This window comes from Candidatus Methylomirabilota bacterium (assembly GCA_035315345.1).
In the GTDB taxonomy this organism is placed as follows: Bacteria; Methylomirabilota; Methylomirabilia; order Rokubacteriales; family CSP1-6; genus CAMLFJ01.
Window position 1 is genome coordinate 1 of sequence record DATFYA010000053.1, and the last position, 18,035, is coordinate 18,035.

The window sequence follows — 18,035 nt, forward strand, 5'->3', positions numbered from 1 at the left end:
CGGAAAAATGTCGTAATGCAAGACCTGACCCCCGCCGTCAGGCGAGGCGGTCGCTGAGGTCCCAGAGGCGGCGGGCAGCGGTGTCGTCCTGGGCGTGGCGGGTGGGATGAGCGAGGTGGTTCTCGTAGAAATAGCCGCCGCTGATGGTGGCGACGTCCGGCGACGAGGCCAGATATACGAGCGTCTCCGCGCCCTTCTCCAGCGAGATCGCGCTGACCAGCTTGGCCGCGCGCACGACGTAGGCGAAGAAGCCGCCGCTCGCGTCCCCGAAGCGCGTGGCCACGAAGCCCGGATGCAGGCTATTGGCGGTGACGCCGGTGCCGGCCAGGCGACGCGCCAGCTCGCGCGTGTAGAGGATGTTGCAGAGCTTCGAGCGCGAGTAGGCCACGAGCCCGCGGTAGCCGCGCTCCATCTGCAGGTCGTCGAAGTCGAGCGCGCCCACGCGCCGGTGGGCGCCCGAGGCGGTGTTGACGACCCGCGCGGGCGCCGACGCGAGCAGCCGCTCGCGCAGGCCGCGCGTCATGAGGAAGTACGACATGTGGTTCAGCGCGAAGGTCAGCTCGAGCCCCTCCGGCGTCACCTGTCGGATGTTGAACAGGGCGCCCGCGTTGTTGATCAGCACGTCCACGCGCGGCTCCGCGGCCGCGATCTCGGCGGCCACCCGCTTCGTCTCGGCCATCGACGACAGATCGGCGTAGTGCGCGCGATGCGCCGGCCCGGGCCCGCGCTCGCGGAGACGCGCCAGCGCGGCCTCGCCCCGCGCGCGATCGCGCGCGACCGCGACGATGCGCGCGCCCATGCCGGCGAGCCGCTCCGCGGTCACCTGCCCGATGCCGGACGTGGCGCCCGTGATCACCACCACCTTGCCGTGCATGGCCCGCTGTTTACCGCCTCACCGCGGCCGGCGCAAGCGGTAAGATGCGCCGGCCATGTCCTTCCTCGATTCGCGCACCCGCTCCGCTCCCGCGGGCTTCGGCCAGCCGCTCAAGCGTCAGGAAGATCCGCGCCTCCTCACCGGCCGCGGGCGCTTCAGCGACGACGTCAACCTGCCGGGCCAGGCCCACGCCTGCTTCGTGCGCTCGCCGCACGCGCACGCGCGCATCCGCGCCATCGACGCCGCGGCGGCGCTGGCCATGCCGGGCGTGCTCGCGGTGCTCACCGGCCGGGACGCCCAGGCCGACGGGCTCGCGCCGATGCCGCATCGCCCGGTGCCCACCAACCCGAACGAGTTTCCTCTCGGCGGACGAGAGGGCTCGCCCGTCTTCGTGTCGCCGTTTCCGGTGCTGCCTTCCGACCGGGCGCGCTTTGCGGGGGAGGCCGTCGCCATGGTGATCGCTCGGTCCGCCGCCGCCGCGGCCGACGCGGCCGAGCGGGTCGTCGTGGACTACGAGCCGCTGCCGTCCGTCACCGCCACCCGTGACGCGATCGCGCCGGGGGCCCCGGTGCTCTGGGAGGACCTGGGCGGCAACGTCTGCGTCGACTCGATCGCGGGCGACCCGCGCGCGGCCGACGCCGCGTTCGCGCGGGCCGCGCACGTGGTGCGCCTCGACACCTGGGTGCCCCGCATCACCGGCGTGCCGCTGGAGCCGCGCGCGGCGGTCGGCGCGTACGACCCGGCCGCCGGCCGCTACACCCTCCACGCCGGCTCGGGCGGCTCGGTGCGGCTCAAGGCCGACCTGGCCGAGATCCTGAACGCGCCCGAGCACGCGGTGCGCGTGGTCGCCCACGACGTGGGCGGCAACTACGGCACCCGCAACAGCTCGTATCCCGAGTTCGCCCTCGTGGTCTGGGCCGCGCGGCGCCTCGGCCGGCCGGTGAAGTGGACGTGCCAGCGGCGCGAGGCCTTCCTCACCGACTACCAGGCGCGCGACCTGGTCTCGACGATGGAGCTGGCGCTGGACGGAGACGGCAACTTCCTGGCCCTGCGTGGCGGCAACGTGAGCAACGTGGGGGCGCACGCGGTGACGTTCGTGCCGCTGAACAAGGGCCGCGAGCTGTCCACCAGCGTGTACCGCCTGCCCGTGGCGGCGGTGCGCGGGCGCGCGGTGCACAGCAACGTGGCGCCGCTGGCCGCCTACCGGAGCGCGGGCCGCCCGCAGGTGATGTTCGTGATCGAGCGGCTGATCGACCTGGCCGCGCGCCGTCACGGCTTCGACCGGGTCGCGCTGCGCCGGCGCAACCTGGTGCCCCCGGCCGCGATGCCCTACCCGAACCCGTTCGGCATCGTCTACGACAGCGGGGATTACCCCTCGACGCAGGATCGCGTGCTTGCGCTGGCCGACTGGGCCGGCTTCGAGGCGCGCCGGGCGGAGGCGCGGGGGCGCGGGCGCCTGCGCGGCATCGGCCTCGCCAACTACATCGAGATCGCCACCGGCGCGCCGCGCGAGCGCGCGCACGTCACCGCGCGCCCCGACGGCTGGATCGACGTGGTGATCGGCACGCTCTCCGCCGGCCAGGGCCACGAGACCGCGTTCCCCCAGCTCGTCGCGGAGTGGCTCGGCGTCGAGCCGTCACGCGTCCGGCTGATCGCGGGTGACACCGATCTGGTCGCGGTGGGCGGCGGCTCGCACTCCGGGCGCTCGATGCGTCTGGGCGGGGTGGTCATGGCGAAGGCGGCCGACCGCCTGGTCGCCAAGGGCGCGCGCCTGGCCGCGTGGCGGCTCGAGTCGGCGGTGGCCGACCTGGAGTTCGCCAATCGGCGCTTCGTGGTGCGCGGCACCGACCGCTCGGTGGATCTCTTCGAGGTCGCGGCGGCGGCGCTCGGGAGCGACGCGCCCGCGGACCTGCGCGGGCCGCTCGACGGCGAGTGCGACGAGACGGTGAGCACGCCGTCGTTCCCCTACGGCTCCGCGGTGTGCGAGGTGGAGATCGATCCGGAAACCGGCGGGGTCGAGATCGTCCGCTACACCTCGGTGGACGACGTCGGCCGCGCCATCAACCCGCTGATCGTCCACGGCCAGACCCACGGCGGCATCGCCCAGGGCGTGGGGCAGGCGCTCTGCGAGCGGTGCGACTACGACCCGGAGTCGGGCCAGCTGCGCTCGGCCACCTTCATGGAGTACGCGATGCCGCGGGCGGACGTGCTGCCGTCGTTCACCACCGAGATCAGCGAGGTGGAGTCGACCGCGAACCCGCTAGGCCTTCGCGGTGGCGGCGAGGGCGGCACCACCCCGGCCCTCGGCGCGGTGGTCAACGCGGCGGTGGACGCCCTCGCCCATCTGGGCGTCGAGCACCTGGAGATGCCGCTGACGCCGGAGCGCGTGTGGCGGGCGATCCGCCCTCAGGGCGATCAGAACAGGCGCGATCTCCCTCTCCCCCCTGGGGAGAGGGCAGGGTGAGGGGCCCGCTCACCGGACGACCGCGGGATCCACGTGGTCCGGGCGCGTGGCGTAGGGATACGGGCCGTCGACGCGTCGGCCCTCGGCGAATCGCCGCAGGCTGAAGGCGTCGATGTCGACGGTCTTGGCGCGACCGTCGGCGATCAGCTCGGCCATGCACGCCCCGACCGCCGGCGCGATCTTGAAGCCGGAGCCGCTGAACGCGGTGGCCACGTACAGGCCGTCGATGCCGTCGACGCGGCCCAGGATCGCGTGACGATCCGGGCTGTAGCCGTCAAAGGCGCGATAGCCGCGTGAGAGCGTCGCGCGCTCCATCGCCGGGATGCGATGGGTGAGCAGCCCGGCCCCGAGACCGGCCGCGTGCGGCGGCAGCCCGCCGCCCATCGTGTCGGGATCGACGTCCCACTCCTGGCACGGCACGCCGACCAGGGTCAGCCCGCCCGCCTCGGGCCGGAAGTAGTTGCCCTGCACGTTGTCGATCCACACCATGTGCGGCTCGCGCAGCTCCGCGGGCCGGCTCACCGCCACCGTGTCGATGGCCTTGGGGCGCGCCGGCAGCGCCAGCCCGATCTCCTCGCCGAGCCGCCGCGACCAGGCGCCCGCGGCCAGCACCACGCTCCCCGCCGCGATGCGGCCGGCCGACGTCTCGACGCCGAGCACGCGACTCTCCCGCCGGTCGATGCACGTCACCGCCGTCCACTGCAGCACACGGGCGCCCAGCTCCACCGCGCGCCGACGGAACCCTTCCACCGTCTCGGCGGGATCGGCGTAGCCGCTGTCCGGCTCGTACGCGGCGGCGCCGACGTCGTCGACGCGCGCGAAGGGCTGAAGCTCGGCCAGCTCGGCGGGGGTGATCGCGGTCGTGCTCACCCCGAGGCCGCGAAGCATCTCGACGTTGCGCCGGAGGTTCTCCGCGTACTGCGGACCCACCACGTTGACGAAGCCGGTGTGGGTGAACACCGGCGGCCCGCCCATCAGCTCGGCCCAGTGGCGGAAGACGGGAAAGCTCGCCCAGGCCAGCCGCGCGTCCCACTCGTTGGTATAGTGCATCCGCACCAGCGCGCTCGACCGCCCCGAGGCGCCGCTGGCCAGCGCGCCCTTCTCCACCAGCACGACCGAGATCGCGCGCGAGGCCAGCGCGTAGGCGATGCTGATGCCGTTGACTCCGCCGCCGATGATGACCACGTCTGCGGTGTGCGTCATTCGAATCGACCCCTCACCCTGCCCTCTCCCCCTCGGTCAGCGAAGCAGCGCGCGGGCCGCGGCCAGGTTCTCCTCGGTGGCCGCCCGGATCAGCAGCACCGCGTCGTCGAAGCCCAGGTCGCGCAGCCGCTGCAGACGCTCGGAGGCCGCCGCGGGCGGGCAGCGCAGATCGAAGGGCGCGTCGGCATCGAGCGCGGCGGACGGCGCGGTCAGGTCCACCGCGATGTTCGTGACGATGGCGCGCGTGCCGCCGGCGGCGCGGTAGCGCGCGATCCCCTCGGCGAGCGTGTTGAGGCTGGTCTTGGCGCCCGACGCGATCCAGCCGTCGAACTCCTTCGCGGCGCGCGGGATCCAGCGCTCGCCCTTCCAGCTGCCGATGAGCACCGCGGGTCCGCCCTGCGCGGCGGGCCACGGGGTGAGATCGGCGGCGCCGACCTGCTCGCCGCGCCAGAGCCGCCGCATCACCGCGAGGCCGTCCTCCAGCATCTGCATGCGCCGCGAGAAATCGAGACCGAGCGCGTCGAAGTCGCCCCTGGTGGAGCCCGCGCCCACTCCGAGGAGGAGCCGCCCCTGGCTGATCAGATGCACGGTGAGGATGCGGTGGGCCAGCTCGACCGGATTGCGCAGCGGGACCTGCAGCACGCCGGTGCCGATCTCGATGCGCCTCGTCACCGCCGCCGCCACGGAGGCGCCGATGAGCGGATCGGGCAGGATGAAGCCGCGGCCGATCGCGTCGAAGAACCACGCGCTGTCGAACCCGGCCCGCTCGATGTGCTCGGCGCTGCCGACCAGCGCGTCTCCGGTCAGCGGGGCGCCGTCGGGTCGCGCGGTGGGAACGGAGACCCCGAGCCTCACGCCCTCACCGCTGGACCCGATAGCCCTGCGCGTCGCTCCCCGCGCCGTCCTTGTAGCTGACGATCCGCTTCGGCGAGGCGTGCGTGCCGAGCAGCCGCAGCGCCTGATCGCCCACCACCCGGAACGCGTGCGGGGTGTGCGGCGGCAGCGCGATGGTGTCGCCACGGCGCAGGCGCACCGCGCGATCCTCCTGGCCGTCGATCCACGCCTCCGCCTCGCCGTCGAGAATGTGCAGCACCTCGAGGTACGGATGCGAGTGCACCGGCGCCTCGTACCCGGGCTGCGCGGTCTGGATGCCGGTGCGCAGCGGCGTGCTGCCCTCGGCATCACCGATGATCGGCTGGTAATGAGACAGCGGACCGAAGCTCACCGTCTCGGTCTCCTCGAGTCGGACCACGCGCGGCTCGCTCATGGCAGGCACCTCCTCGCGCGAATTCTATCCCAGGACCGAACCGCCCGCTTCCCTCACCGGTAGAAGACGGACAGCGCCATGCCGATGCCCGCGATCCACGTGAGCCCGGCCATGAGCACGCCCAGGCCGTACAGGGCGAGCCCCGAGGACAGGCGCGGGGCCAGCAGGCGGACGACGGCGGCGGTCATCACGATGGGCAGGCACATGGTGAGGCCGTGCAGCAGCAGGCTGGCCGGCACCGTGTAGCCGTATCCGCGCGTCCGCGCCAGCGCATTGCCGCTGGCCGGCGTCGCCACGTACACCGCGGCGACGAGGACCACCGCGACCGCGATCGCACCGGCCCGCCAGAGCCGGGCGGCCCCGCCGGTCCGCCACGCGCGCACCGCCAGCGCCGGGAACACGACGATCACGCCCGCCCGGAGCGCCAGCTCGAGCACGGTCACCAGAAGGATCACGGCGCCGCCGCGCGCCGAGCGGCGAGGCTCACGCGGCGCGCGCCCCGGCGACCTGACGAAAGACGCGCACGTAGTTGCCGCCAAGGAGCTTGGACGCCTCGCCCGGCGCGAAGCCCTGCCTCAGCAGCAGATCGGCGACCGCGGGCAGGTCGGCGTAGTCATCCCATACCTCCCGGACGCCGCCTTCCATGTCGGTGCCGATGCCCACGTGGTCCACGCCGACCGCGTCCACCAGGCGGGCGATGCCGCGCACCCAGTCGCGCGCGTCCGCGAACTGGTAGCCGGTCGGCCACACCCCGATGACGCCGCCGGCCTGGGCCACGAGCCGCGCGTGCTCCGTCGAGATCAGCCGGCTGTACTGGGCGGGCGCGCCGCGCGCGAGCGAGGTGTGCGAGAGCACGAACGGGACCGGGCTCACCGCCGCCGCCTGCTGGACCAGAGCCTGCGTGCCGTGGGCCACGTCCACCACGATGCCGAGCCGATTGCATTCGCGGACGACGTCGGCGCCCAGCGGGCTCAGGCCGCCCCACTTCGGGTCCTCGGTCTGCTGGTCGCCCAGGTCACTCGGCATGTAGTGCACGAGCTGGAGGTGGCGCACCCCGCGGTCGTAGACGTGTTTCACCCGCTCGAGCCGGCCGTCCAGGAACTGGCACCCCTCGATGGTGCCGATGAGCGCCGGGCGCCCCGCCGCCTTCGCCTGCTCCAGGTCGGCCGGGCTGAGCACCCGCGTCATCCCGTGCTGGCTCACCATCGCGTCCATGAAGGCGAGCCGCTGCTCGGTGAAGGCGTGCAGCTCGCCGGGCGCCGGCTCGCGATACTGCCGGATGCGGCCGCCGCCGGGCGATCGGCGGATCACCGGCCCGTCCGCCGAGTGGCAGAGGCAGACCGCGGACAGCCGTCCCCGCCGCATGTGGTCGGCCAGGTCGAAGCGCGGGGTCCGCGCGTGGCCCGCGCCCGCCGCGTGGGTGTGGAGGTCCACCGAGACGGTCTCGGCCAGCAGCGCGGGCACGCGCGGGTCGAGATCTCCCGGCTGGCGGCCCTTGACCCCGCCGCATCCCGCGAGCGCCGCGGCCAGCGCGCCGCCGAGGAGGCGCCGACGCGTCAGGCCCGCCGCGCCTTCGATCACGATGGCTCCGCCGCCTCACGCCATGTAGACGCCGCCGTTGACGTGCATCAGCTCGCCGGTCATCATCGCCGCGTCGTCGCTGGCCAGGAACACCGCGATCCGCGCGATCTCCTCGGGCTGCGCCATCCGGCCGAGCGGGATGTCGCGCGCCCGCGCCGCGAGCTGCTCCTCGGTGTTGCCGTAGCGCGGCTGCGCGGTATCGGTGAGCCCGGGCGCGATCGCGTTGACCCGGATGCGATGCGGCGCCAGGGCCAGCGCCATCGCGCGGGTCATCCCGAGCACGCCGGCCTTGCTGGCCGAGTAGTGCACGCCGCGCGCGTCGCCGCGGATGGCCGACGACGAGAGGTTGACGATGGCGCCCGGCCGATCGGCCGCGATCATGGCCCGCGCCGCGGCCTGCGCGCACAGGAACCCGCCCTTGAGGTTGACGCCCAGCACCAGATCCCACTCCCGCTCCTCGAGCGCGAGGAATTCGGAGCGCGGGAACACGCCCGCGTTGTTGACCAGGACGTCGGGCGGGCCCAGCGCGGCGGCCGCCGCGGCCACGAAGGCCTCCACGTCCGCCTTGCGCGCCACGTCGCCCTGGACGGTGGTGACCCGGCGGCCGAGGCCGCGCACCTCGTCGGCGAGCCGACCCGCCGCGGCCGCGTCGTCCAGGAAGTTGATCCCGACGTCGGCCCCTTCCCGCGCCATCGCCACCGCGATCGCGCGGCCGATCCCTTGCTGGGCGCCCGTCACGAGCGCGACCTTTCCCGCGAGCCGCATGTCTCCCTCCCGAGTCGACAATCGCCTGCCGCCCGCTATTATAGGTGGCTGGACCGCCATGCCCCGCAAACCCTCCGACGTGTCGATCAGGACCTTCCGCGCCGGCGAGCTGATCTTCCGCGAGGGCGACCCGCCCCGCGACGAGGCCTACATGGTCCACCTCGGGCGGGTCGAGGTCCGCAAGCAGGTCGGCGGCGAGCCGCGGGTGCTGCGCGTGATGGTCCAGGGCGAGCTGCTGGGCGAGCTGGGCCTCTTCGGCAAGTCCCCGCGCTCGGCGACCGCGGTGGCGATCGAGCCGGTGACCCTGGTGGTGATCCCGGCCGAGAAGCTCGATCAGCTGGTCCGCGCCAACCCGGACCTCGCGGTGGCGATCATCCGCGACCTCTCCCTCAAGCTGCTGGCCACCAACGAGCTGCTCGTCGCCGAGGGCCGGCGCGGCCAGGCCCGGAGCGCCGGCGAGACCGTCACTTCTTGAGGCGGACCTCCTCCAGCGGCGCCGACCAGGGGTACGGGTCGATCAGCATCAGGGCCGGCTCGGCCACCTTGGGGCCCACGCCGCTCGGCCAGATGTAGTCCATGATCGGCGCGAAGCGCGCCCGCTCGTGGAGCTGCCGCTGGATCTGGTGCAGGATGGCCTCGCGCTTCTTGGGATCGGTCTCGCGGCCCTGCTGCTTGTACAGTGCGTCGATGTCGGGATAGCCGCCGTAGGCGAAGGCGCCCTCGCTGGGCACCGTCTCGGCGATGCGGGAGGCCGCGTTGCCGTACACCGCGTTGATGCACACGCAGAGCCCCTTCAGCTTCTTGCTGGCCAGCGCCGAGTAGAACGCAGCCCGCTCCATGGTCCGCAGCTTCACCTTGATGCCGATCGCTCCCAGGTACCCGCCCACCGCCTCGCCCATCGACGAGTACGGCGGCCACGGGTACAGCTCGCCCGCGTCGAAGCCGTTCGGGTAGCCGGCCTCGGCGAGGAGCTGACGGGCCTTCGCCGGGTTGTACGGATAGGGCTCGAGCGGCAGGGCGAACTCGAACTTGGCCGGCACGATGTTGCCGGTCACGCGCGAGGCCCCCAGCGTCTCCGCGTCGCTCAGGGCCTGCCGATCGATGGCGTGATTCACGGCCAGCCGCACCCGCCGATCGTGCCAGGGCGACTTCGGATCCCACTGATCGAGGAAGTCCAGATAGAAGGTCCCGATGCCGCCCGAGAACGCCAGCTTCAGGCTGGGATCCCGCTTCAGCTCGAGGGCCTGCGGGGCATCGAGCAGATACGCCAGATCGACCTCGCCCCGCTTGAGCATCGCGGCCCGGGTCGTGGATTCCAGCACGCTCTTGTACACGAGGCGCTTCACCGACGGCGTCTTGCGCCAGTAGCCCTCGTAGGCCTCCATCACCAGCTCGACGCCCGGGGTGTGGCTCACGAACTTGTAGGGGCCGAGCCCCACCGGGTTCTTCTTGAAGGCGTCCACGCCCACCTGCTCGATGTACTTCTTGGGCGCGATCCAGCCCGCGCTGGTGGCGTAGGTCCCGTAGAAGGTCAGGAAGTCGGGCCAGGGCTCGTGCAGGTGGAAGCGCACCCGATACGAGCCGACGATCTCGACGTCGCGCACCTTCTGCTGCAGCACCTTGGCGCCCTTGGCGCGATAGAAGCTGAAGCGCACGTCCTCGGCGGTGAACGGATCGCCGTTGTGGAACTTCAGGCCCTCGCGGAGCTTGAACTCGTACACCTTCTGATCCGGGCTCACCTTCCAGGACTCGGCGAGGCTCGCGGTCATGAGATTGCCCGGCATGGGCTTGACCAGCGCGTCGTGCATCGCGGTCATCACCCAGAACGGGGTGAGCACGCCGACCACCTCCGCCGGGTCGAACCAGGCCGGCACCAGGGAGACGTAGAGCGCCCAGCGCATCTCGCCCTCCGGCCTGGCCTGCGCCCCCGCCGGATCGGGGGTAGCGGCGAGGAAGGCGGTCACGAAGAACAAGCACAGCGAGACGACGAGGAGTCTGCGGGTCGCGCTCATGGAGAAGATCCTCGCTTCGACGGACCGGCGTTGCTCCGAGTGCCGGGACTATGACCCGGCGGTCGCGGCCAAGTCAAGCGCGCGCGTTGCGGTGGCGCCCCGGAGGGCGGTACGATCGCGCCCTATGGACTTCGGCCTGTTCTATCTCATGCAGCGCGACGAGCAGTGGAGCGAGCAGGCGGTCTACGACTCCGACGTGCGCCAGATGCTGGCCGCCGAGGGCCTCGGCTACACCTCGGTCTGGATCGCCGAGCACCACTTCAACGACTACGGGCTCTGCCCGGCCCCCACCGTGCTCGCGTCGCACGTCGCCGCGCGGACGAGCACGATCCGGGTGGGTATGGGCGTGAGCCTGCTGCCCCTGCATCATCCGGTGGACCTGGCCGAGCAGCTCGCGGTGCTCGACGTGGTGAGCGGCGGCCGGCTCGACGTCGGCATCGGCCGTGGCGGCACGCTGCAGGACTACCAGACCTTCCGCTCCGATCGCGACGACAGCCGCGCCCGGGTGGAGGAAGGCATCGAGCTGATGCAGCGCTGCTGGAGCGGCACGCCGTTCGACTTCACCGGCCGCTTCCACACCGCCGAGCGCCTGCACGTGCGGCCGCGGCCGGTCCAGCGCCCGCACCCGCCGCTCTACATCGCGGCCAACAGCGAGGACAGCGTCGTGTCCGCGGCGCGCCTCGGGCTGCCCGCGCTGTCGTCGTTCTTCGTGCCGGTCCCCGAGCTGCAGCGGCGACACGCGGTCTACCGCGAGGCGTCGCTCGCGGCCGGGCGGTCGGAGACGGAGATCGACGCGCTGGAGCGCCGGGGCTGGGGCATGCGGGTCGTGCACGTGGCGCCGACCCGAGAAGATGCGCTGCGGGCCACCGAGCGCCCGTTCATGGGCTACCAGCGCAAGATGGCGGTGCTGCGCTCCGACGCGACCGGCGGCACCGTCCCCGGCTCCTTCGATCGCTCCCTGCTCCGGCTGCGGACCTTCCCCGAATATCTCGCCGACGGGTGGGCCCTGATCGGGACCCCGGGCGAGGTGCGGGACGGGCTGCAGAAGTACCTCGACGCCACCGGCTACCAGCACGTGCTGCTGCTGATGGCGCTGCCCGGCATCCCGACCGAGCTGGCCCTGCGGTCGATGCGCCTGTTCGCCGAGCAGGTCGCGCCCGCGATGGAGGCTACAGGCTCCTCAGGAACTCCAGCATCGCGGCGTTGACCTCGGCGGGGCGCTCCTGCTGCGTCCAGTGGCCGCAGCCGGGCAGCATGATCGTCCGGCGGAGATTCGGAACGAAGCGCGACAGGTTGGGAATCAGCTGGTCCATGCCCGGGAAGCGCACCACCAGGTCGTGATCGCCCGCCACGTAGAGCGCCGGGACCGTCACCCGCGCGCCCGCGAAGGGCGCCAGCGCTTCCCAGTTGCGATCGCTGTTGCGATACCAGTTGAGCCCGCCCCGGAAGCCAGTCCGCGTGAACTCCGCCGCGTAGAAGTCCAGGTCGGCCGCGGTGAGCCACGGCGGCAGACCGGGCGGATCCGCGGTGTGAGTGAGCAGACCACCGCTCCGCGGGACCATCCCGACCGCTCCTGGAAGGCCGATGGCGGCCTGCGCGGCCACGCCCACGCCGGAGCCGGAGTACAGCAGTCGGCGGATGGTGGATCGCGCGTCGCGGCCCAGCTCGGCCTCGGCCACGCCCGGCGTCTGGAAGTAGAGCTGGTAGAACATCGCGTCGTCGGTCTGGGGCATCACGCTGGTGGGGCGCGTGCTGCCGCGCGGCCGGAACGGCACGCTCAGCGCGATCACCGCGCGGAAGCGATCCGGGCGCAGGAGGGCCGAATGCCACGCCACCGGCGCGCCCCAGTCGTGGCCCGCGATCACCGCCGACTCCGCGCCGAGGGCATCGAGGAGGCCCACCATGTCGCCGACCAGGTCGAGCAGGGTATAGCGCTCGATCTCGGCGGGCGCGTCGGTCTGGCCGTAGCCGCGCATGTCGGGAGCCACCGCGCGGAAGCCCGCGTCGGCCAGGGCGCGGATCTGATGACGCCAGGAGTACCAGGACTCGGGGAACCCGTGACACATGAGCACGAGCGGGCCCGTGCCCTGCTCGGCCACGTGCATGCGGATGCGATTGGTCTCGACCAGCCGGTGCTGGATCTCGCTCACGGCGAGACCTATAGTAGTCGACCGATGAGCCTCCGCAAGCGGCACCCGCAGGATTCCCGGTGAGCGTCACCGTCGCGCTGATCGGCATGGGGCTGCTGGGCTCGGCCCTCGCCCAGAGCCTGACGCGGGCCGGCTTCACGGTGCGCGGCCATGACCTTGCGCCCGAGCGCATGCGACAGCACGCCGAGCGCGGCGGCGTCCTCGCGCGCTCCCCGTCCGACGCGGCGCGCGGCGCCTCGGTGGTGATGACCTGCCTGATGACCGCCGACATCGTCCGCGAGGTGCTGCTGGGCCGCGACGGCGCGCTCGAGTCCACGAGCGCGGAGGCGGTGGCCGTCGACTGCAGCACGATTCACCCCGACGCCTCCGCGGAGCTCGCCGCCGAGCTGGGCCGGCGCGGAATCCCGATGCTCGACGCGCCGGTGGGCGGGTCGAGCGGTCAGGCGCGCCGGCGCGAGGCCCCGCTGGTGGTGGGCGGCGATCCCGCGGTCTTCGCGCGCTGCCGCCCGATCCTGGACGCGCTGAGCGAGCGCGTGCACCACGTGGGCCCGAACGGCGCGGGCGCGCGCGCCAAGCTCGTCATCAACCTGGTGCTGGGGCTCAATCGCCTCGCGCTGGCCGAGGGCCTGCTGTTCGGGCTGCGCCAGGGCCTCGACGGCAAGGCGCTGCTCGCGGTGCTCCAGGACAGCGCGGCCTACTCGCGGGCGATGGACATCAAGGGCGCGCGCATGCTCGAGGGCCGCTTCGACGCGGAGGGCAAGCTCGCCCAGCATCTCAAGGACGTCGAGCTGATCCTGGAGGTCGGCCACGCCGCGGGCGCGCCGCTCCTGACCACCGCGCTGCATCGGCAGCTGCTGCTGGCCGGGGTGGCCGCCGGACGCGGCGACAGCGACAACTCCTCGATCATCGAGGTGCTGCGCGCGATCGTCGCGGCTCCCCGCTGATTCGAGTGATCCGGTATACTGGGACGGTCTTCGCGGAAGACACTAGCAGGCCAGCGCGTTCCTGCTATCCCTCATCGATCTCGCCCGCAGCTCACGAGCCGTCTCTCCGCGAAGGAGCCCCGGGTGAATCCGATGCCCTCGAAGTCGACCTTCTGCGGCGTGGTGTCCGACGCGGTCACCGTCACCCTGCGACGGAGCCGCGCGCCGAGCGGACGCGGGAGGCTCTTCGTTCGCTGTAGCGAGAAGGACTGCCTGTACATCGACGTCAACCGCCCGCCGTGCCCGCTCAGCCTGCGTCTCTTCGATGCCGAGATGAGAGTGCCCGGCGCGTAGCGTCGCTCGCGTCAGCCCACTTCCTCGGTCGATCGAATCGCGCTCGGCATTCCGAGGCACGGAATCTTCTTCCGACCGCACGCGCCGCACTGCGACGAGGCCACGGAGGTGAGAGCCCCGGGCGCGGCGAAGATCTCGTCGACCGACGCGATGATGGCCGTCTTCGCATAACTCTTGTCGAGATGGTCCCGGGTCAGCTTGACGAGGCAGCGGGCACAGAGCCGCAGGCTCCGACGCTCGCCACCGAGAAGGCTCTCGACCACGCGGCGGACGAAGTCGCCGACGGTGTAGACGACTACCGGCCCGTCGGAGGCCACCACTATCTCTTCCCCGGGCGGCTCTTCGGTCGGGGCCGACCGAGCAGACGATCCCGCCCCGCCGCGCACAGGCCGACCAGATGGTTACCGAATCCGGTGACCGCGGTGACGAGCAGTGAAAAGACTCCCGGCGGCTTGGCCATGTCTGCGGTTCCCTTCGGATGGTTCGCGCACACGAGTCACGTGCACGGAATGAAGGAGGTCGAGCCAGATGCCGGTGGGCCTCGGCGCCCGCAGCGCCACCCCGAGGAGCCCAGAGGAAGGCATATTCACGATATCACGTCATCCGGTTTTCAACTCGATCTCGATGAACGCGAAGTCGAAGGCGTTCGCGTTGCGCACGTCGTGCTCGGCGCCGGCGTCGCGGTAGTACGGCTCGCCCGCTCGCAGGGCGCCGGTGGCGTCGCCGGCCGGGCCGGTGAGCGCGAGCGATCCGGTGGTGAGCGGGACCACCACGTAGGGGTACTCGTGCCGATGGTGCCCGGTGTGCGCGCCGGGGGCGAACCGCCACTCGGTCACGCGCACCCGCGGATTGTCGACCTTCACGGTGGCCACCGCCTGGGGATCTGTCATCGCGTCGCTCCTTTGGCTTCGAGCTCCGCCCAGCGGGCGTAGAGCCGGTCCACTTCCGCGCGGGCCGCGTCCAGGGCGGCGTAGCGCTCCTGCAGGGCCGCCGGATCGGACGCGATCGCAGGGTCCTCGGCGGCCAGGCGGCAGCGCTCCACCGCCGCCTCCGCGCCCAGGATCGCGTCCTCCATGGCCTCCCATTCCCGCTGCTCCAGATACCCGAGCCGCTTCTTCCCTTTCCCTCCCCCTCCTCTTCTTCCTCCCTCTCCCCCTCGGGGAGAGGGTAGGGTGAGGGGCGTGGTGGTGAGGGTCATGGCGGTGGGGAGCTCGGGGGTGCGGAACGCGCTCGCGCGCGCCGCCTCCCACTGCGCATAGTCTGCGAACGTCTCCACTCCGCCACGCCCGTCGAGCGCCACGATGGTCGTCGCGATGCGGTCGAGCATGAAGCGGTCGTGGGTCACGAGCACCAGCCCGCCCTCGAACGCGGTGATGCTCTCCTCGAGCACATCGAGCGTGGGGATGTCGAGATCGTTGGTGGGCTCGTCCAGGATCAGCAGATCGGCGGGCTCCAGCATCAGGCGCGCGATGTGGATGCGCGCCTGCTCGCCGCCCGACAGCCGGCCCACCGGCACCTCGAGGTGCTCGGGCAAGAAGAGGAACCGCTTGGCCCAGGCTGCCACGTGGAGGACTCGCCCCTGGAAATGCACGCTATCGCCCTCGGGAGCCAATGCCCGGCGCAGCGGCTGCTCGGGGTCGAGCCCGGCGCGCTGCTGCTCGAAGCGCACGATGCGCAGGCCGTCGGCGCGCTCGATCTCGCCCGCGTCCGGCGCGAGCGCGCCGGCCAGCAGGTCGAGCAGCGTGGTCTTGCCGCTGCCGTTGGGCCCCACCACGCCGATCCGCGTGCCCGGCGCGATCCGGAGATCGAGATCGCGGATCAGGGACCGCTCCCCGAAGGATTTCGCGAGGCCCCGCGCGACCAGCAGCTTGCGCGAGCGCCGTCCGGACGCGGTGAAGTCGATGTCGGCGGTACGCGTCGCGCCGCGGGCCCGGCTCTCGCGCAGCTCCTCGATCAACCGGTCCGCCTCCTTGAGGCGGCCTTTCGCCTTGGTCGAGCGCGCCTTGGCGCCCTGGCGCAGCCACTCGATCTCGCGCCGCACCGTGTTGGCCAGCGAGTCCTCGTAGGCGGTCTGGCCGGCGAGAAACTCGTCGCGGCGGACCAGGAACTCGTGATAGCCCCCGTCGGACTCGAAGAGGCCCGCGGGATAGACGCGGCTCACCTCCAGCATGCGGGTGGCCACGTGCTCGAGAAAGTACCGGTCGTGGCTGACCACGAGGCAGGCGCGCGCCCGGTCCTCCAGCAGCGCTTCGAGCCAGAGGATGCCCTCGAGGTCGAGGTGGTTGGTGGGCTCGTCCATCAGCAGGATGTCCGGCTCGCCGGCCAGCTCGCGCGCGATGGCCAGGCGCTTGCGCCAGCCGCCGGACAGCGACGCCACCTCGGCCCGGCCGTCCGCGAAGCCGGCGCGTCCGAGCGCCTGGGCCACGCGGGCCGGCCGGTCCGTCTCGTCGACCGTCGTCAGCGAGGCCGCGACGACCTCCTCGACGGTGCCGCCGGCCGGATAGACCGGATCCTGCGGCACGTAGCCGACCCGGATCCCGCTCCGGAGCGCGCGCCGACCCCGATCGGGCGGCTCGATCCCGGCCAGGATCCTCAGCAGGGTGGACTTGCCGGCGCCGTTGGGACCGACGAGACCCACCTGGTCCCCCTCGAAGAGCCCGAACGAGAGCCCCTCGAAGAGGGACCGGGTGCCGTAGGCCTTGCCGACCATCTCACAGCTCAGCAGCAGCGAACGCGCCACGCGACCTACTTCTTGTTCTTCTTCGGCTTCTTCTTTTCCTTCTGCATGCTCCGGCCCTTGGCCATGAGACTCACCTCCTCCCGCAGTCCACGTGAGGATTGCTGGGGGCTGATTATAGAATGCTCCGGCCCGCGTGTGTATACTTCGGGCGGTTCGAACACCCTTCACGCGAGGAGGACACTCATGGGCGCACGTGCCGAGTCGCTGGCAAAGCAGTACGAGGCCAAGGCCGCCGAGATGACCGCCACCCTCAACCGACTCTCCGACGCCGACTGGAAGAAGACGACCGATGCCGAGAAGTGGTCGGTGGGCGTCACCGCCCATCACGTGGCCGGGGGGCACGAGCCGATCGCCGGTATCGCCAAGACCGTCGCCGCCGGGCAGTCGATCCCCAACTTCACCCTGGCCATCCTCAACGACATGAACGCCAAGCACGCCAAGGACTTCGCCGGCTGCACCAAGGCGGAGACCCTCGCGCTGCACCAGAAGGGCGCGGCCGCCGCGGCGGCGATCGTCCGCGGCTTCTCGGACGCCGAGCTGGACGCGAGCGGCACCGTGATGGCCGGCATGCCGCCCATGACGACGCAGCAAGTCGTCGAGAGCATCCTGATCAACCACATCAACGACCACATGGGCAGCATCCGGAAGACGGTCGGCGGCTAGCCGGTGCCCCGCGTTCGCGAGATCGAGGACGACGGGGGCGACCCGACCCTCAGGGAGGTCTTCGAGCGGGAGCGGGCGGTCTTCGGCGGGCTGCTCAATACCACCAAGGTCCTGGCTCACTGCCCGCCCGTACTGCGCGCCGCGAAGCAGCTCGGGGCGTCGATCGAGAAGTCCGGTCGGCTGCCTGCGCCGCTGCTGCCCCTGATCTACCTCCGGGTCGCGCTGATCAACGGCTGTCCCTTCTGAATCGACATCAACGCATCCCGGGGGATGCAGGCGGGAGCGGACGAGGCGAAGATCGCCGAGGTGCCGACCTGGCGTGAAAGCGCGCGCTTCTCATCGCTGGAGCGCGCCGCCTTCGAGTACGCGGAGGCGATGACCATTACCGGCCAGCGGGTGACCGACGAGCTCTTCGCCCGCCTGCGGTCGTTGCTCGACGAGAGCCAGATCGTGGAGCTCAGCGCCGCGGTCGCACTCGAGAACTTCCGCAGCAAGCTGAACCCGGCGCTGGGCATCGAGGCCCAGGGCTTCTGCGTGATTCCGAAGCGGGAAAGCGCGCCCGCCGGCCGCGATCCGAGGACCGATTCCGCAACCCAGGGCTAACCGGAGGATCCCCCTTCAGCGAGCGTGAGTCGCACCACAGGGAACCCGTCGCGCGAAGACCCGGGTGGGGCCGGGCGCACCCGCTATCCATCCGTACGCGAAATATCCAGGTCTGTGTAACACGCGGGAGTCGCCAGGGGCCATGAGTCAAACGAAAGCGCTCGATGCGGAGCCGACGTCTTGCGTTAGATACCAGGTCAAAGACGTTCAGCGCTCGATCGCCTTCCAAAGTGCTGGGCAAGCAGATTCAAGTAGAGGACCCTGCACGGCAATCCTGTGGAGTTGTTCCAGCCTGCCGGCCGATCAGCAACGATTGCGTAATAGGGAATAGATGTGATGGCCGCATAGACCAACGGCGGAAGGCACAACAGTCCGCGCGACGCGCCGCGGAATGTCGCGCTGTTCGCAGAGCTGGAGCGGGCCGGTTTCACGGTGG

The 18,035-nt window shown here is 71.8% G+C and carries 20 protein-coding genes; 8 read left to right on the top strand and 12 right to left on the bottom strand.

Annotated features, from left to right (window positions below; all coding sequences use genetic code 11):
• Positions 1–37: 37 nt before the first annotated feature.
• Entirely contained in the window at positions 38–874 is an 837-nt protein-coding gene (locus tag VKN16_06195) for an SDR family oxidoreductase (protein HME93788.1), read from the bottom strand.
• A 55-nt stretch (positions 875–929) separates the two neighbouring features.
• Between VKN16_06195 and VKN16_06200 the strand changes: the two genes are divergently transcribed.
• Complete coding sequence (locus tag VKN16_06200; GenBank protein ID HME93789.1) at positions 930–3,338, top strand: xanthine dehydrogenase family protein molybdopterin-binding subunit; 2,409 nt, start codon at positions 930–932, stop codon at positions 3,336–3,338.
• Positions 3,339–3,347: 9 nt separating this feature from the next.
• On the opposite strand, the gene VKN16_06205 is transcribed toward VKN16_06200, so the two are convergent.
• Genes VKN16_06205 through VKN16_06230 form a run of 6 tightly spaced genes read right to left on the bottom strand, consistent with a single transcriptional unit; the run spans position 3,348 to position 8,154 of the window.
• Positions 3,348–4,541: an FAD-binding oxidoreductase gene (locus VKN16_06205; GenBank protein HME93790.1), complete on the bottom strand. Its 1,194-nt coding sequence runs from the start codon at positions 4,539–4,541 to the stop codon at positions 3,348–3,350.
• Positions 4,542–4,577: 36 nt separating this feature from the next.
• Entirely contained in the window at positions 4,578–5,396 is an 819-nt protein-coding gene (locus VKN16_06210) for an LLM class flavin-dependent oxidoreductase (GenBank protein HME93791.1), read from the bottom strand.
• Positions 5,397–5,400: 4 nt separating this feature from the next.
• The gene (locus VKN16_06215) at positions 5,401–5,808 is read right to left on the bottom strand and encodes a cupin domain-containing protein (GenBank protein ID HME93792.1); all 408 of its coding nucleotides are present in this window, start codon (positions 5,806–5,808) and stop codon (positions 5,401–5,403) included.
• 53 nt (positions 5,809–5,861) lie between these two features.
• Positions 5,862–6,263, bottom strand: coding sequence for a hypothetical protein (locus tag VKN16_06220; protein HME93793.1), 402 nt, complete (start codon positions 6,261–6,263; stop codon positions 5,862–5,864).
• A 28-nt stretch (positions 6,264–6,291) separates the two neighbouring features.
• Positions 6,292–7,389 (bottom strand): membrane dipeptidase, encoded by a 1,098-nt coding sequence (locus tag VKN16_06225; GenBank protein HME93794.1) that lies wholly within the window; start codon positions 7,387–7,389, stop codon positions 6,292–6,294.
• A 15-nt stretch (positions 7,390–7,404) separates the two neighbouring features.
• Positions 7,405–8,154 carry an SDR family NAD(P)-dependent oxidoreductase gene (locus VKN16_06230; GenBank protein HME93795.1) on the bottom strand — a complete coding sequence of 250 codons (750 nt, stop codon included), beginning with the start codon at positions 8,152–8,154 and terminating at the stop codon, positions 7,405–7,407.
• A gap of 58 nt (positions 8,155–8,212) precedes the next feature.
• On the opposite strand from VKN16_06230, the gene VKN16_06235 reads away from it, so the two are divergent.
• Positions 8,213–8,629: a cyclic nucleotide-binding domain-containing protein gene (locus VKN16_06235; GenBank protein ID HME93796.1), complete on the top strand. Its 417-nt coding sequence runs from the start codon at positions 8,213–8,215 to the stop codon at positions 8,627–8,629.
• Here the strand turns inward: VKN16_06235 and VKN16_06240 are convergent.
• Positions 8,619–10,166: an ABC transporter substrate-binding protein gene (locus tag VKN16_06240; GenBank protein ID HME93797.1), complete on the bottom strand. Its 1,548-nt coding sequence runs from the start codon at positions 10,164–10,166 to the stop codon at positions 8,619–8,621. The genes VKN16_06235 and VKN16_06240 overlap by 11 nt on opposite strands.
• A 124-nt stretch (positions 10,167–10,290) precedes the next feature.
• On the opposite strand from VKN16_06240, the gene VKN16_06245 reads away from it, so the two are divergent.
• The gene (locus VKN16_06245; GenBank protein ID HME93798.1) at positions 10,291–11,373 is read left to right on the top strand and encodes an LLM class flavin-dependent oxidoreductase; all 1,083 of its coding nucleotides are present in this window, start codon (positions 10,291–10,293) and stop codon (positions 11,371–11,373) included.
• On the opposite strand, the gene VKN16_06250 is transcribed toward VKN16_06245, so the two are convergent.
• Positions 11,336–12,316 (bottom strand): alpha/beta hydrolase, encoded by a 981-nt coding sequence (locus VKN16_06250; GenBank protein HME93799.1) that lies wholly within the window; start codon positions 12,314–12,316, stop codon positions 11,336–11,338. The two genes, VKN16_06245 and VKN16_06250, sit on opposite strands and share 38 nt — an antisense overlap.
• A 59-nt stretch (positions 12,317–12,375) precedes the next feature.
• On the opposite strand from VKN16_06250, the gene VKN16_06255 reads away from it, so the two are divergent.
• Complete coding sequence (locus tag VKN16_06255) at positions 12,376–13,260, top strand: NAD(P)-dependent oxidoreductase (protein ID HME93800.1); 885 nt, start codon at positions 12,376–12,378, stop codon at positions 13,258–13,260.
• 123 nt (positions 13,261–13,383) lie between these two features.
• Positions 13,384–13,593 (top strand): hypothetical protein, encoded by a 210-nt coding sequence (locus VKN16_06260; GenBank protein ID HME93801.1) that lies wholly within the window; start codon positions 13,384–13,386, stop codon positions 13,591–13,593.
• Positions 13,594–13,604: 11 nt separating this feature from the next.
• On the opposite strand, the gene VKN16_06265 is transcribed toward VKN16_06260, so the two are convergent.
• The 3 genes from VKN16_06265 to VKN16_06275 all read right to left on the bottom strand — a co-directional run bounded on the left by VKN16_06265 (position 13,605) and on the right by VKN16_06275 (position 16,333).
• Positions 13,605–13,910, bottom strand: a complete 306-nt coding sequence (locus tag VKN16_06265; protein ID HME93802.1) for a hypothetical protein — start codon at positions 13,908–13,910, stop codon at positions 13,605–13,607.
• Between the two features lie 282 nt (positions 13,911–14,192).
• Positions 14,193–14,483, bottom strand: coding sequence for a cupin domain-containing protein (locus VKN16_06270; GenBank protein HME93803.1), 291 nt, complete (start codon positions 14,481–14,483; stop codon positions 14,193–14,195).
• Positions 14,480–16,333, bottom strand: coding sequence for an ABC-F family ATP-binding cassette domain-containing protein (locus tag VKN16_06275; protein HME93804.1), 1,854 nt, complete (start codon positions 16,331–16,333; stop codon positions 14,480–14,482). Before VKN16_06275 ends, VKN16_06270 begins: the two co-directional genes overlap by 4 nt.
• Before the next feature lie 183 nt (positions 16,334–16,516).
• Between VKN16_06275 and VKN16_06280 the strand changes: the two genes are divergently transcribed.
• The 3 genes from VKN16_06280 to VKN16_06290 are packed head-to-tail and all read left to right on the top strand — an operon-like array spanning position 16,517 to position 17,599.
• Positions 16,517–16,996, top strand: a complete 480-nt coding sequence (locus VKN16_06280; GenBank protein HME93805.1) for a DinB family protein — start codon at positions 16,517–16,519, stop codon at positions 16,994–16,996.
• Positions 16,997–16,999: 3 nt separating this feature from the next.
• Positions 17,000–17,242 (top strand): hypothetical protein, encoded by a 243-nt coding sequence (locus VKN16_06285; GenBank protein HME93806.1) that lies wholly within the window; start codon positions 17,000–17,002, stop codon positions 17,240–17,242.
• Positions 17,243–17,266: 24 nt separating this feature from the next.
• Complete coding sequence (locus VKN16_06290; protein HME93807.1) at positions 17,267–17,599, top strand: hypothetical protein; 333 nt, start codon at positions 17,267–17,269, stop codon at positions 17,597–17,599.
• The last annotated feature ends 436 nt before the right edge of the window (positions 17,600–18,035 follow it).